Source organism: Lentzea sokolovensis (assembly GCF_033949975.1).
In the GTDB taxonomy this organism is placed as follows: Bacteria; Actinomycetota; Actinomycetes; order Mycobacteriales; family Pseudonocardiaceae; genus Lentzea; species Lentzea sokolovensis.
The window spans coordinates 334,517-348,639 of the sequence record NZ_JAXAVU010000015.1 but is presented as its reverse complement, the minus strand read 5'-3'; the positions used below and the strand labels follow the sequence as shown (position 1 = coordinate 348,639).

General features: G+C 66.7%; 17 protein-coding genes. All 17 read left to right on the top strand.

What is annotated here, in order from left to right; all coding sequences use genetic code 11:
• The first annotated feature begins 135 nt into the window (after nucleotides 1-135).
• The 17 genes from eno (at nucleotide 136) to SK854_RS39985 (ending at nucleotide 14,118) form a co-directional block, all read left to right on the top strand.
• A complete protein-coding gene (gene eno / locus SK854_RS40065) occupies nucleotides 136-1,422 on the top strand; it encodes a phosphopyruvate hydratase (RefSeq protein WP_093602704.1) in 1,287 nt (428 codons plus the stop codon).
• Between the two features lie 12 nt (nucleotides 1,423-1,434).
• Complete coding sequence (locus SK854_RS40060; protein ID WP_245822315.1) at nucleotides 1,435-1,929, top strand: FtsB family cell division protein; 495 nt, start codon at nucleotides 1,435-1,437, stop codon at nucleotides 1,927-1,929.
• On the top strand, nucleotides 1,905-2,408 hold the full coding sequence (locus SK854_RS40055) for a DUF501 domain-containing protein (RefSeq protein WP_319980353.1): 504 nt from the start codon (nucleotides 1,905-1,907) through the stop codon (nucleotides 2,406-2,408). Before SK854_RS40060 ends, SK854_RS40055 begins: the two co-directional genes overlap by 25 nt.
• A 152-nt stretch (nucleotides 2,409-2,560) precedes the next feature.
• A complete protein-coding gene (locus tag SK854_RS40050) occupies nucleotides 2,561-3,838 on the top strand; it encodes a lytic transglycosylase domain-containing protein (RefSeq protein ID WP_406601887.1) in 1,278 nt (425 codons plus the stop codon).
• Nucleotides 3,839-3,940: 102 nt separating this feature from the next.
• Entirely contained in the window at nucleotides 3,941-4,813 is an 873-nt protein-coding gene (locus SK854_RS40045; RefSeq protein ID WP_319980351.1) for a helix-turn-helix domain-containing protein, read from the top strand.
• Between the two features lie 7 nt (nucleotides 4,814-4,820).
• A complete protein-coding gene (locus SK854_RS40040) occupies nucleotides 4,821-4,943 on the top strand; it encodes a DUF397 domain-containing protein (protein ID WP_319980350.1) in 123 nt (40 codons plus the stop codon).
• The gene (locus tag SK854_RS40035) at nucleotides 4,940-5,152 is read left to right on the top strand and encodes an SUKH-3 domain-containing protein (RefSeq protein ID WP_319980349.1); all 213 of its coding nucleotides are present in this window, start codon (nucleotides 4,940-4,942) and stop codon (nucleotides 5,150-5,152) included. The genes SK854_RS40040 and SK854_RS40035 overlap by 4 nt, the downstream gene beginning before the upstream one ends.
• A gap of 40 nt (nucleotides 5,153-5,192) precedes the next feature.
• Nucleotides 5,193-5,753, top strand: a complete 561-nt coding sequence (locus tag SK854_RS40030; protein ID WP_319980348.1) for a GNAT family N-acetyltransferase — start codon at nucleotides 5,193-5,195, stop codon at nucleotides 5,751-5,753.
• Entirely contained in the window at nucleotides 5,740-6,291 is a 552-nt protein-coding gene (locus SK854_RS40025; protein ID WP_319980347.1) for a GNAT family N-acetyltransferase, read from the top strand. The genes SK854_RS40030 and SK854_RS40025 overlap by 14 nt, the downstream gene beginning before the upstream one ends.
• Nucleotides 6,292-6,300: 9 nt before the next feature.
• On the top strand, nucleotides 6,301-7,242 hold the full coding sequence (locus SK854_RS40020; protein ID WP_319980346.1) for a Ppx/GppA phosphatase family protein: 942 nt from the start codon (nucleotides 6,301-6,303) through the stop codon (nucleotides 7,240-7,242).
• Between the two features lie 178 nt (nucleotides 7,243-7,420).
• Nucleotides 7,421-9,046: a peptide ABC transporter substrate-binding protein gene (locus SK854_RS40015; RefSeq protein ID WP_319980345.1), complete on the top strand. Its 1,626-nt coding sequence runs from the start codon at nucleotides 7,421-7,423 to the stop codon at nucleotides 9,044-9,046.
• A 121-nt stretch (nucleotides 9,047-9,167) separates the two neighbouring features.
• Entirely contained in the window at nucleotides 9,168-10,097 is a 930-nt protein-coding gene (locus SK854_RS40010) for an ABC transporter permease (protein WP_258947297.1), read from the top strand.
• Nucleotides 10,090-11,064, top strand: a complete 975-nt coding sequence (locus tag SK854_RS40005) for an ABC transporter permease (protein WP_319980344.1) — start codon at nucleotides 10,090-10,092, stop codon at nucleotides 11,062-11,064. The genes SK854_RS40010 and SK854_RS40005 overlap by 8 nt, the downstream gene beginning before the upstream one ends.
• Nucleotides 11,065-11,073: 9 nt before the next feature.
• The gene (locus SK854_RS40000; protein ID WP_319980343.1) at nucleotides 11,074-12,060 is read left to right on the top strand and encodes an ABC transporter ATP-binding protein; all 987 of its coding nucleotides are present in this window, start codon (nucleotides 11,074-11,076) and stop codon (nucleotides 12,058-12,060) included.
• Nucleotides 12,053-13,048, top strand: a complete 996-nt coding sequence (locus SK854_RS39995) for an ABC transporter ATP-binding protein (protein WP_319980342.1) — start codon at nucleotides 12,053-12,055, stop codon at nucleotides 13,046-13,048. The genes SK854_RS40000 and SK854_RS39995 overlap by 8 nt, the downstream gene beginning before the upstream one ends.
• Nucleotides 13,049-13,293: 245 nt before the next feature.
• The gene (locus tag SK854_RS39990) at nucleotides 13,294-13,677 is read left to right on the top strand and encodes a hypothetical protein (protein ID WP_319980341.1); all 384 of its coding nucleotides are present in this window, start codon (nucleotides 13,294-13,296) and stop codon (nucleotides 13,675-13,677) included.
• A 3-nt stretch (nucleotides 13,678-13,680) separates the two neighbouring features.
• A complete protein-coding gene (locus SK854_RS39985; protein WP_319980340.1) occupies nucleotides 13,681-14,118 on the top strand; it encodes a hypothetical protein in 438 nt (145 codons plus the stop codon).
• Nucleotides 14,119-14,123: the final 5 nt, after the last annotated feature.

Here is a 14,123-nt window from a genome sequence, read left to right as displayed (position 1 = left end):
ACGTAGAGCGTCTGGCACGATTCAGTAGACCGGCTCCGACGGCCCACTGTGATCCGTAGGTGGCGACCCCCTGCCGGTCACCTGGCCCAAGTAGGCTCGTCGCGAGACGAGACGCAGGAGAAACAGGGAGCGCAAGTGGCGGTCATCGAACAGGTCGGAGCACGCGAGATCCTGGACTCGCGCGGCAACCCCACCGTCGAGGTCGAGGTGGCGCTGGACGACGGCACGCTGGAGCGTGCGGCTGTTCCGTCCGGTGCTTCGACCGGTGAGCACGAGGCGGTGGAGCTGCGGGACGGCGACGCCAAGCGGTACGGCGGCAAGGGTGTCGAGCGCGCGGTCACCGCTGTGCTCGACGAGATCGGGCCCGAGCTGGTCGGCATCGAGGCCGTCGAGCAGCGCATCGTCGACCAGAAGCTCGTGGACCTGGACGGCACGCCGGACAAGGGTCGTCTCGGCGCCAACGCGATCCTCGGCGTGAGCCTCGCGGTCGCGAAGGCGGCGGCGACGAGCTCCGGCCTGGAGCTGTTCCGCTACATCGGCGGACCGAACGCCCACGTGCTGCCGGTGCCGATGCTGAACATCCTCAACGGTGGTTCGCACGCGGACACCGAGGTGGACATCCAGGAGTTCATGATCGCGCCGATCGGCGCGGAGACGTTCCGCGAGGGCCTGCGCTGGGGCACCGAGGTCTACCACGCGCTGAAGTCCGTGCTGAAGAGCAAGGGCCTCGCGACCGGCCTGGGCGACGAGGGCGGTTTCGCCCCGAGCCTCGGCAGCAACCGCGACGCGCTCGACCTGATCCTCGAGGCCATCGAGAAGGCCGGTTACCGGGCGGGCCGTGACATCGCGCTCGCGCTCGACGTGGCCGCCACGGAGTTCTTCTCCGACGGCGCCTACACGTTCGAGAAGAACAAGCGGTCCGCCGAGCAGATGATCGGCTACTACTCCGAGCTCGTCCGCGACTACCCGATGGTCTCCATCGAGGACCCGCTGTCCGAGGACGACTGGGACGGCTGGGTCCAGATGACCGCCGAGCTGGGCGAGAAGGTCCAGATCGTCGGCGACGACCTGTTCGTCACGAACCCGGAGCGCCTGGAGGAGGGCATCTCCCGCCGCGCCGCCAACGCGCTGCTGGTGAAGGTCAACCAGATCGGCACGCTGTCCGAAACCCTCGACGCGGTCTCGCTGGCCACGTCGTACGGCTACAAGTCGATGATGTCGCACCGCTCGGGCGAGACCGAGGACACGACCATCGCCGACCTCGCCGTCGCGACCGGTGCCGGCCAGATCAAGACCGGTGCTCCGGCGCGTGGTGAGCGCACCGCGAAGTACAACCAGCTCCTGCGCATCGAGGAGAGCCTCGGCGACGCGGCGCGTTACGCGGGCGAGCTCGCGTTCCCGCGCTACACCCCGGAGAGCTGAGAGGCTTAACGCATGGCCGAGCGCGCGCGTCGTCCCCGTCGCCCCCGCGAAGAGCGGGAGGCGAGGCCCGCACGCGCGCGCAAGCCACCCCGTCCCAAGGCGCCGTCACGGCGCAGTGAGGGCACGGGTGGCGCGTTCGGCATGACCGGCACGCGACGGGCCGCGATGTTCGCGATGGTGCTGTGCGCACTGGCGCTGAGCATCGCGGTCCCGTTGCGGACCTACCTCTCGCAGCGCGACGAGCTGCGGGACGTGGGTGCCGAACAGCAGAAGCTGAGGGAGACGGTCGCCGCACTGGAACAGCGCAAGGCACAGCTGCAAGACCCGGCGTACGTGGAGATCGAGGCGCGCAAGCGGCTGCACTGGGTGCGGCCCGGCGAGACGCCCTACATCGTGCAACTGCCGGGTGACGAGAGTCGCAACACTGAAACGGAGAGGCCGTCGGGCAAGCAGGCGGCACAAGGGTCTTGGTACGAGGAACTGTGGGAATCGGTGACGCACAAGTAAGTGCTGCTGACCTGGAAACGGTCGCTCAGCAGCTCGGCCGCACGCCGCGCGGGACACGTGCGATCGCCTCGCGGTGCCCCAGCGGGCACCCGAACGTCGTTCAGACGAACCCGCGGCTGCCCGACGGGACGCCGTTCCCGACGCTGTACTACCTGACCTGCCCGAAGCTGAACTCGCTGGTCAGCACGCTGGAAGGCGGCGGGCTGATGAAGGAGCAGCAGGATCGTCTGGCGGTGGACGCCGAGCTCGCGGCCGCCTACCAGCGCGCGCACGAGGCGTACCTCGCCGAGCGCGACGCCATCGAGTCGCTGGGCACCCAGGTCACCGCGGGCGGCATGCCGGTCAGGGTCAAGTGCCTGCACGTGCACGTCGCCCACGCCCTCGCGAAGGGCCCCGGCGTCAACCCCATGGGGGACGAGGCGCTGGCGCTTCTGAGCGAGCAGGGACTGTGGCCCGCGGGTGATTGCGCAGCGAGTTAACGGTCAACGGAACCGAACGCACGCTTCACTCCGTCTTGGGTACACCTAGGCTTCGGAGTGGGGCAGGGTGGGACAGGTCACCGACTGGGGCATTCGCCGTAATGGCAGGACGGCGAGCCGCGATGACACACGAGAGGTGAGAATTCGTGGCAATGGCCAAACTGCGCGGACCGTCGGCGTTGACGCCCAGGCAAAAGGGCTTCGCTGTCGCTGCGCTGGCTGCGATGCTCGCCCCGGCGATGATCGTCGGTACCAAGCTCGTCGACTGGGTCAACCTCGCGAAGCACAACGACATCGCTGTCTCGCTGGGCCCCGCCGACGTCTTCGGTGCCTTGCACCGCGACCCGGCTGAGCTGGGCGCGTCCGGCCGCCTGCCGCTGTCCGAGGAGCTGAGCGCCGCACTGCTCGCCGACCTCGAAGACGGCGACCTCGACCTCGACGAGGGCAGCCTGCTCGACGACGTCGCGGGCGTGCACGACATTCCCGGCGTCATGGTCGAGGCGTACCTCCGCGCCGAGGACAAGATGGCCGAGCTGGTTCCCGGCTGCAACCTCGACTGGGCGCTGCTCGCGGGCATCGGCAAGGTCGAGTCGAACCACGCCAACAGCGGCCGCGTGAACGCCGTCGGCGACGCCACCCCCAAGATCCTCGGCCCGGTCCTCAACGGCGCCCCCGGCATGGCCGCCATCAGCGACACCGACGCCGGCCGCCTCGACGGAGACAGCACCTGGGACCGCGCGGTCGGGCCGATGCAGTTCATCCCCTCGACGTGGGCGAGCTTCGGCGGCGACCTGAACGACGACGGCAACGTCAACCCGAACAACATCTACGACGCCGCCCTGGGCGCCGGCCGCTACCTCTGCGCAGGCGGCGGCGACCTGACGAAGCAGGCCGACCGGGCCGCCGCCGTCTTCCGCTACAACCACTCCACGACGTACGTCGAGACGGTCCTCAAGTGGGCCAAGCAGTACAGCGACAACGTCGACATCCTGCCGAACCTCCCGACCACCGGGGACAACGCGCAGAACCCGGCGCCGGGCAACACCAACCCCGGCACGCCGACGACCCCGCCGACGACGACAACTCCGCCGACGACCACGACCACGACCACGACGACCACCACGACGACGCCGCCGAACTGCCCGACCACGACGACGAGCACCACCAGCTCGACGACGACTTCGACGTCCACGTCGACCACGACGACGACTCCGCCGCCGTCCACGTGCACGACGACGACCACAACGACGCCGCCGACGACCACCACGACCACGACGACCACCACTACGACGACGACAACCACGACGCCGCCGCAGCAGAACTCGTCCACCGGTCCCACGCAGTCGTCCACGAGCCCCGCCGGCAGCAGCAGCGCCGCCAGCTCGTCGGCCCCCCTCTCGCAGAGCCTGGTCACGAGTACGCCGAGCTAGCCCGGCGTGTCGGGTTGGAACGATTCCAACCCGTACTTCGTTCGGTGCGATTCGGGCAGAAACGTTGGAGCGAAGGGGATCGGGTCTCCTAGCTTCGTCTGCATGCCGAAGCGCAACTCAAGCGTGGTGGGCCGGGAGTTCGGTCAGGGCGTCCGCGACGCCATCGAACAGAGCGGCATGACCCAACGCGGACTCGCCGAACTGGTGGACTGGCAGGAAGCCAAGATCTCCGACGCGGTGAACGGCAAGGGCGGCATCAGCGAGGTCGACCTGATCCGGCTGCTCTCCTACTGCCGCGTCCCGCACGCTGAAGTCGACCGCATGGTCGCGCTCTACCGTGAGACACGGGAGAAGGGCTGGCTTCAGTTCTACGAAGGCGGAGAGCCGGTCCCACTACGTGCTCTCATCGATCAGGAACGGCTCGCGAACAAGATCACGACATGGTCTTTGACCTACGTGCCGGGCCTCTTTCAGATCGCTGGCTACATCCGCGCGCAGTTGGAGAATTCGGCGGTCATCAAGCCATCCGACTTCGACGATCTGATCCGGTTGAAGCTCGACCGGCAGGTGATCTTCGACCGCAGTCGGGAGTTCCTCTTCTACATCCATGAGAACGCGCTCCGGTTGGAGGTCGGCGGCCCGGACATGATGCGGACCCAGTTGCTCCACCTCCTGATGATGGCGGTGCGCCCGTACATCACCATCAGAGTCGTGCCTGCGGCGATCGGCGCACACGCTGGTGGGGCTGGCCCGTTCGTCAAGCTGGAGTACAACCAGTACGAGCCAGCCATCTGGGTCGAAGCCTTGCGGACGGGCTTGTTCCTGGACGACAAGGAGAGCCTGGATGCCTACGACGATGTGTTGAAGTGGCTCGACAAGCACGCGTTGGATGCTGAAGAGTCGAGGAGACTGATCAGCAGCCTTGAGGCCCAAGGGGGCGTTTCGCTTGTCGATCTGGCGGAAGAGCAGCTATAGCGGCAATGTGAGCGACTGCGTCGAGGTCGGGCACGGTGTCGGCATCCGCGACAGCAAGGCCCCCGCCACGCACCTCCCCGTGTCGGAGCAGGCGTGGTCGGCGTTCCTCCACCTCGTGAAAGTGCCATGAGCCCGAGGTTCTCCCCGGACGTCGAGAACGGCCTTTACCTGGAGCACGAAGGTCCGGGGATCGATGTCGGACGGCAGCCGGTCGAGTTCGATCCCACCCTCGCTGTCGGTGAGGTCGACAGGTTCGAAGCGTGGGGAGCCGACGTCGGCCGGGTCGTCGCGCCCATCGGCGAACTCGAGCGCGGACTGTTCTTCCTCTGCATGGACTAAATCGGGTGGCACGGACCGCGTTCCTTGGCATGGTGCCGGTGTGCGTCTCGACTACCCGCTGAAGACCGCCCGCCTCCACCTCCGCCCCTTCGAGCCGGGCGACCTCGACGACTTCTACGCCTACCGCTCCCGCCCGGAAGTCTTCCGCTACCTCTACGAGGAGTCCGTCAGCCGCGAGGAGTGCGCGGAGCTGCTGGCCAAGCTGGTGAGCGACAACGAGCTCACCGAGGAGGGCCAACGGCTCGCGCTGGCCGTGCACCTGCCGGAAGCGGACAGGGTCATCGGCGGCGCCGTTCTCAAGTGGCGCAGCGAGAAGGACCGGCAGGGCGAGATCGGCTACAGCCTCAACCCCGACTTCCAGGGCCACGGTTACGCCTCCGAGGCCGCCGGAAAGATGCTCGAACTCGGCTTCGAGCAACTCGGCCTGCACCGGATCGTCGCCGAGTGCGACCCGCGCAACGAGCCGTCGTGGCGCCTCATGGAACGCCTCGGCATGCGCAGGGAGGCGCACTTCCGGCAGAACGAGATCTTCAAGGGCGAGTGGGGCGACCTGTTCGTCTACGCGCTCCTGGAAGAGGAGTACGAGCGTGCTCAGACCTGACTTCCCGATCAGGACGGACCGTCTCGTCCTCAGGCCCTTCAGACCGGGCGATCTCGACGACGTCCTCGCGTACCGGAGTCTCCCCGAGGTCACCCGCTACCTCCACGACGAGCCGTACACCCGCGCGCAGGCCGCGGAGAACCTGGCCAAGTGGATCGGCCGGGGCGAGATCACCGAGGAGGGCCAGTGGCTGGCCACCGCGGTCACGCTCGACGGCCGCGTCATCGGTGAGGTCGACATCACGTGGCGCAGCGAGGAGCACCGGCAGGGCGAGGTCGGCTACATCTTCAACCCGGCGTTCCAGGGCCACGGGTACGCGCGGGAGGCGGCCGAGGTGATGCTCAAGATCGGGTTCGAGGACCTCGGGCTGCACCGGATCGTCGCCGAGTGCGAGGTGCGCAACGAGCCGTCGTGGCGGCTCATGGAACGGCTGGGCATGCGCAGGGAGGCGCACTTCCGCCACCACGAGTTCTTCAAGGGCGAGTGGGCCGACTGCTTCGTGTACGCGATGCTTGCGGAAGAACATCGGAACCACTGAGGAGTGCCCATGTCGCGGGTCGCGGCCATCGACTGCGGAACCAACTCGATCCGGCTCTTGATCGCGGACGTGACGAAGCGCGAGGACGGCACGGCGTGGCTGCGGGACGTCCATCGCGAGATGAAGATCGTCCGGCTCGGGCAGGGCGTGGACGCGACCGGGCGGTTGCACCCCGACGCGATCGAACGCACGCGCCAGGCTCTTCTCGACTACGTGCGCACGATGCAGCGCAAGGGCGTGGAGGTCGCACGGATGGTCGCGACGAGTGCCACGCGGGACGCGAGCAACCGCGACGAGTTCTTCGGCATGACCGAGTCGATCCTCGGCGCGCCCGCGGAGGTGATCACCGGGGACGAGGAGGCAAGACTGTCCTACCTCGGTGCGGTGGCCGATCTTGACCCGGACGAGGGACCCTTCCTCGTCACCGATCTGGGTGGTGGCAGCACCGAGTTCGTCCTCGGCACGGGCGCCGAGGTGGAGGCCGCGAGGTCGATGGACATCGGCTGCGTGCGGCTGACGGAGCGGTTCATCCACTCCGATCCGCCGAAGCAGGACGAAATCGAACAAGCGGAAGCGTTTGCGCGCGCGGCGATCAAAGAGGCTTTCGAAGTCGTCCCCGTGGAGAAGGCGAAGACGTGGATCGGGGTCGCCGGCACGGTTACGACATTGTCAGCCCTGGTCCAGGGGTTGGAGGTGTACAACAGCGACGATATTCACCTCTCCCGCATCACACTTGACAATGTTCGTGAAATCACCGACCGTATCCTCTCCATGACGCATGATGAGCGTGCCTCGCTGGGACCCATGCACCCCGGTCGAGTGGATGTGATCTGCGGTGGAGCGGTGGTACTGCGTGCGATTGCCGAGGAGCTGGAGAATCGCGCGGGAATTCGCACGCTCGTGTGCAGCGAGCACGACATCCTCGACGGCATCGCGTTTTCGCTGGTCTAGCGCCGAATTAAGGTGCGCTTGAGGTGATCGTGACAATTTTGTGACCGATTTCGGTGCGCGTACCACTGGACGCCCCGGTTAACGTCCTCTCACGTTTTGGGAGGTGGACGAGACCTCCCGGGGAGGCGCGCGCACGCAATATCTGCGGAGCGGCGCCGGGGAAAGGCGGGAGAGACTGATGTCGCGATCACGGGTTGCGTGGGTGGCTTTGCCAGCCGCGCTCGCCATGACGCTCAGCGCATGCGGCGGCGGTGGCGGTAGCACCAACGCCACCGATGGCAAGGACAACCCGGACGGCACGGTGTCGATCTACGGCACCGAGCCCAAGAGCACCTTGTTCCCGGCCAACACGACCGAGGCCGGCGGTGGCAAGGTCACCGACTCGCTGTTCTCGCGGCTGGTCGGTTACAAGACCGAAGACGGCGCGCCCTACAACTTGATGGCTGACGCGATCACCACGAGTGACGCCAAGGTCTACAACATCAAGATCAAGCAGGGCTGGAAGTTCCACGACGGCACCGAGGTCAAGGCGAAGAACTTCGTCGACGCCTGGAACTGGGCCGCGTACGCGCCGAACGCTCAGCAGGCGGCATCGTTCTTCGCCCCCATCGCGGGCTTCGACGACGTCCACCCGGCCGACGAGAACGCCAAGCCGGCCAAGGACAAGATGTCCGGTCTCGAGCTCGTGGGCGACTACGAGTTCAAGGTCACCCTCAACGGTCCGACCTCGGTCTTCACGACGATGATCGGCTACACGCCGTTCGCGCCGATGGCCGACTCGTTCTTCGCGGACCCGAAGGCCGCCGAGGCCAAGCCGATCGGCAACGGCCCGCTCAAGTTCGTCTCCCGCACGCCGAACGCGCTGATCAAGATGGAGCGCTTCGACGACTACAAGGGTGAGGACAAGGTCCACTTCAAGACCTTGGACTACAAGATCTACTCCTCCCAGGAGACCGCGTACCAGGACCTGGTCGCGGGCAAGCTGGACTTCATGGAGGCCCTGCCCCCGTCGGCCAAGGTCGGCGAGAAGTACAAGGCCGACCTCGGTGACGCCGTGGTGACCGCGAACCTGCTCGGCCAGAGCGCGATCGCGTTCCCGCAGTACATCGAAGAGTTCAAGAACGTGAAGCTGCGCCAGGCCGTCTCGATGGCCATCAACCGCGAGCAGATCACGAAGACCGTGCTGGCCGGCTCGTACGTGCCGTCCACCAGCTTCGTCTCGCCCGGCATCAAGGGCTACCGCGCGGACACCTGCGGCGAGTACTGCAAGTACAACCCGGAGAAGGCCAAGCAGCTGTTCCAGGAGTCGGGCTTCAAGGGCACCAAGCTGACCATCCAGTCCAACCAGGACGGTGGCCGCAAGGAGCCTCTCGAGGCGGCGTGCAACAGCATCAAGCAGGCGCTGGGTGTTGACTGCGAGTTCGTCGGTGCCACCAACTTCGGTGCGTTCCGTCAGATCGTCGACGGCAAGCAGCTGACCGGCATGAGCCGTTCGGACTGGTCTGCCGACTACCCGTCGATCGAGAACTTCCTCAACCCGCTGTACCGCACGGGTGGTTCGTCCAACGACTCGAACTACTCGAACCCCGAGGTCGACGCCCTGCTCAAGAAGGCCGACCAGACGGCCAGCGAGGACGAGGCGATCAAGATCTACCAGCAGGCAGAGGACCTCATCGCCAAGGACCTGCCCTCCATGCCGACCTGGAACGAGAAGGGCATCGGCGGTCGTTCCAAGAACCTGCTCGACGCCAAGATGTCGTTCAAGCGTCAGGGCGCCCTGGAGTCGTTCCGCGTCAAGGCCTGATTGCCTAACACCTGAGTTCTGAACACACCGTCCGGCCCCGCGTCCCTCAAGCGTTACGGGCGCGGGGCCGGTGCGGTGTCCAGGACCTTGGGCGCCCCCCACCACGCAAGGAGCCGACCTCATGGGTCGCTATGTGCTGCGCCGTCTGCTGCAGCTGATACCGGTCTTCCTGGGGACCACTTTCCTGATCTACGCCCTCGTCTGGGCGATCCCGCAGGACCCCTTCGCGGGCAAGTGCGGCCAGCGGCCGTGCGATCCGGCCTACATCGCCGAGATGAGCCAAAAGCTCAACCTCAACGACCCGTTGGTCGTCCAGTACTTCAAGTACCTGGGCAACCTGCTCGTCGGTGACTTCGGCACCACCTTCAACGGCGTCTCCGTCGGTGAGCAGATCGCCACCTCGTGGCCGATCACCCTCAAGATGGGCATCATCGCGCTGATCATCGAGGCCGTCATCGGCATCGTCGCCGGCGTCCTCACCGGTCTGCGCAAGCAGGGCTTCCTGGACAACCTCGTCCTCGTCTCGACCCTGTTCCTGATCTCGCTCCCGGTCTTCGTCACCGGTTTCGTGCTGCGGCTCTACCTCGGCCCGCAGGGCTTCGACCTGATGGACACCTCGGTCAGCTCCGATCCGACGTTCGGCGAGCTGATCCTGCCCGGCTTCGTGCTCGGCAGTCTCTCGATGGCCTACGTGGCCCGCCTGACCCGGTCGAGCATCGTCGAGAACCGGCGCGCGGACTACGTGCGCACGGCCATCGCCAAGGGTCAGCCGCAGTCCCGCGTCGTCGGCATCCACCTGCTGCGCAACTCTCTGATCCCGGTGATCACGTTCCTCGGCACCGACCTCGGCAGCCTCATGGGCGGCGCGATCGTCACCGAGGGCGTCTTCAACATCAACGGCATCGGTGGCCTGATCTTCCGCGGCATCCAGGAGAAGGAAGGGATCATGGTCACGGGCATCGTGACCCTGCTGGTCCTGGTCTACCTGCTGATGAGCCTGATCGTCGACCTCCTGTACGCCGTTCTCGACCCGAGGATTCGCTATGAGTGACCCAGGATCCGTGTCCGGCGGAACCGGACTCGAGGCGTCCGCGGCGGCAGGTGTCGACCAGCTCAGCCACGTCGACGACTCGTCGCAGAAGCAGAAGAAGCCGCGCTCGCTCTGGAGCGACGCGTGGGGCGAGCTGCGCACCAAGCCCACGTTCATCATCTCGTTGGTGATCATCGCGATCATCGTGCTGATGGCGGCTTGGCCGACGCTGTTCACGTCGGTCGACCCGCGTGCGGCCGATCTCGACAAGTCGCTGCAGCCGCCTTCGGGTGACGCGTGGTTCGGCTACGACCTGCAGGGCTACGACGTCTACGCCCGTGCGATGCACGGCGCCCGCGCGTCGCTGCTGGTCGGCATCTTCGCGACGCTGCTGACCGTGCTGATCGGGTCGACCGTCGGCATCATCGCCGGCTACGCGAAGACGTGGATCGACAGCGTGTTGTCGCGGTTCAGCGACATCTTCGCCGGCATCCCGTTCGTGCTCGGTGCGATCGTCATCCTGACGACGCTCAACGCGCCCACGGAGAACCCCGGCGTCTTCCGGATCATCACGCAGGTGGTGCTCTCGATCGCCGTGCTGTCGTGGCCGGTGGCCATGCGCATCATGCGTTCGGCGACGCTCGTGGCGAAGCAGCAGGACTACGTCAAGGCCGCCCGCGGTCTCGGTGCGTCCCCGCTGCGGATCGTGTTCCGGCACCTGCTGCCGAACACCGTGGCGCCCGTGCTGGTGTACGCGACGATCGCCCTGGGTGCCTTCATCGGCGCCGAGGCGACGCTGGCGTTCCTCGGCATCGGCCTGCGTCCGCCGGTCGTGTCGTGGGGCGTGATGATCTCCGAGTCGCGCGACTACTTCCAGTCGGCTCCGCACATGCTGCTGTTCCCCGCGGGCTTCGTCACGATCACCGTGCTGGCCTTCGTCATGCTCGGTGACGCCGTGCGCGACGCCCTCGACCCCAAGTCCCGATAGGGGAATCCTGTGACTCAGCCATTGCTGGAGGTCGAGGATCTCCACGTGGAATTCCGCACCCGCGACGGTGTCGCGAAGGTGCTCAACGGCGTTTCGTACCACGTCTCGGCGGGCGAAACCCTTGCGGTGCTGGGTGAATCCGGTTCCGGCAAGTCCGTGACCGCCCAGACGATCATGGGCATCCTGGACACGCCGCCGGGGTTCATCACCAACGGTTCGATCAAGTTCCGCGGTGAGGACCTGCTGACCCAGTCGGCGGAAGAGCGCCGTCAGGTTCGTGGCGAGGGCATCGCCATGATCTTCCAGGACGCTCTGTCGGCCCTGAACCCCGTGTTCACGATCGGGTTCCAGATCGAGGAGCAGCTCAAGGTCCGCCGCGGGATGTCCAAGGCGGACGCTCGCAAGCGGGCGGTCGAGCTCCTCGACCAGGTGAAGATCCCGAACGCCAAGGGTCGCGTCTCGGACTACCCGCACCAGTTCTCCGGCGGTATGCGGCAGCGCGCGATGATCGCGATGTCGCTGGCGCTCGACCCGGAGCTGCTGATCGCGGACGAGCCCACGACCGCGCTGGACGTCACCGTGCAGGCCCAGATCATGGACCTGCTGGCGGAGATCCAGAAGGAACGCGACATGGGCATGATCCTGATCACCCACGACCTCGGCGTCGTCGCCGACGTCGCGGACCGGATCTCGGTCATGTACGCGGGCCGCATCGTCGAGCACGCCGACGTCTACGAGCTGTTCCGCGCGCCGGGGCACCCGTACACCGAGTCGCTGCTCGAGTCCCTGCCGCGCGTCGACCTGCGCGGCCAGGAGCTCAAGACCATCAAGGGTCTGCCGCCGTCGCTGACCAACATCCCACCCGGCTGCCCGTTCAACCCGCGCTGCCCGCGCGTGTTCGACAGGTGCTCCACCGAGGTGCCGGTCGTGCACAACCTCGGCATGGGCCGCACCAGCCGGTGCCACATCGCGGAGGAGGTGGTCGCTCGTGGCTGAGCCGATCCTCGAGGTCGAGAACCTCGTCAAGCACTTCCCGGTCCGCGTCGGCGTGCTGTTCAAGCGCACCGTGGGCCACGTCAAGGCCGTCGACGGTGTCTCGTTCACTCTCAACAAGGGCGAAACCCTTGGTGTGGTGGGCGAATCCGGTTGTGGCAAGTCCACGCTGGCCCAGGTGCTGATGCGCCTGGAACCGCCGACGTCGGGCCTCGCGCGCTTCGAGGGCCGCGACATGTTCGCGATGAAGGGCGCGGAGCTGCGCAAGCTGCGCCGCGACATCCAGATCGTGCTGCAGGACCCGTACACGTCGCTGAACCCGCGCATGACGGTCGGCGACATCGTCGGGGAGCCGTACGAGATCCACACCGAGGTCGCGCCCAAGGGCGACCGGCAGCGCAAGGTCCAGGAGCTGCTGGAGACCGTGGGGCTCAACCCGGAGCACATCAACCGGTACCCGCACCAGTTCTCCGGCGGTCAGCGCCAGCGCATCGGCATCGCCCGCGCGTTGGCGTTGAAGCCCAAGGTGATCGTGTGCGACGAGCCGGTGTCCGCTCTGGACGTCTCGATCCAGGCTCAGGTCATGAACCTGCTGGGCGACCTGCAGTCCGAGATGGGTCTCTCGTACGTCTTCATCGCGCACGACCTGTCGGTGGTCCGCCACCTGTCGGACCGCGTCGCGGTGATGTACCTCGGCAAGATCGTCGAGATCGGCACCGAGGAAGAGATCTACGAGCGTCCGATGCACCCGTACACGCAGGCTTTGTTGTCCGCCGTGCCGGTGCCGGACCCGACCCAGCGCGGCCGGCGCGACGTCATCCGCCTGACGGGTGACGTGCCGTCGCCGATCGACCCGCCCTCGGGTTGCCGGTTCCGCACGCGGTGCTGGAAGGCGCAGGACATCTGCGCCACCGAGGTTCCCGAGCTCGTGGTGCGCAACGACGGTCACCCCGCCGCGTGCCACTTCGCGGAGGAGCGCGCGGTCGTCTGATGTTCATCTGGAGGAGGGGCCACGCCGTCGGTGTGGCCCCTCCTTCGTTTTCCGGGTGCTTCTAGCGTTCACGGTGTTCGGCGGCACCCTGCTGGTGGCTTGGCATCACTCTCTCGGGCTAGTTGGTGATTATCCAAGTAGCTGTCGACCTGGGCGGCCGCTGCTCTTCCAGCGGTATCCCGGTTCAGGTCGCCGTCACTACTTTTCATTGCGTTCAGTTCCCGATGCCTGGGGAGGAAACAGTGATGAAGAAGACGTTCCTGGTCGCGGTCGGAATCATCGGCGCATTGGTCGCCACCGCCATGCCCGCCAGTGCGAGTGAAAGCGGTCTTTCCGGAAATCTGCGGAAAGGCGAGTGGGTCAACTACGGCACCCAGCGGACGGTGACCGTCGGCGGTACCAACATCTACGTGCGCAAGACCGACGGGCCCGAGATCGACGTCAAGTGGCGTCGCTGCTCAGGCGGTGCCGAGGGATCCGCGGTGCGGCTGCAGAACGCGGACCCGACGCCGTACGTGCGAATCGGCTCCGGCTTCCGCGCGAGCACGGTCTTCTGCCTTTCCGCGAAGTCGTACGGCAGCAACTCCACGGACACCTGGAACGGCAACGTCCGCTGGAACGTGAGCTGAGAAATGCGGTTCGTTCTCCTGCTGGTGTTGTTCGCCGCGGGGTGTGGTGCGAGCGCGGCAGAGCCCGCCGGACATCCGGGCGAGGTGCGTTCGCTCTATTCGGCGATGAAATGGCCGTCGGACGTCCGGCCCGACCTGGAGGCGCTGATCAAGGCGACGGCGCCGGCCCAGGGTGAGCAGGGCTTCGCACGTCAGGCGCTGGCGGTCGTGAACACCTGTGCCTGGTATCGCTCGTGGGACGCGGCGGTCACACGGGGAGACAAGGCGCAGGCGGCCACGGCACTCGACGCCATCGAACACCTCGTGACCCGGTACCCGCCGGAGGCCGACACGGCAGGACGCCAGTTCGTGCGGGACGCGGCCGCCAAGGCCTCGTCCGGCGATCCGGCCCTGGTCCGCGACTACGTGGACGCGAACTGCTTCGACACCAGGTGGGCTTAGAGCTC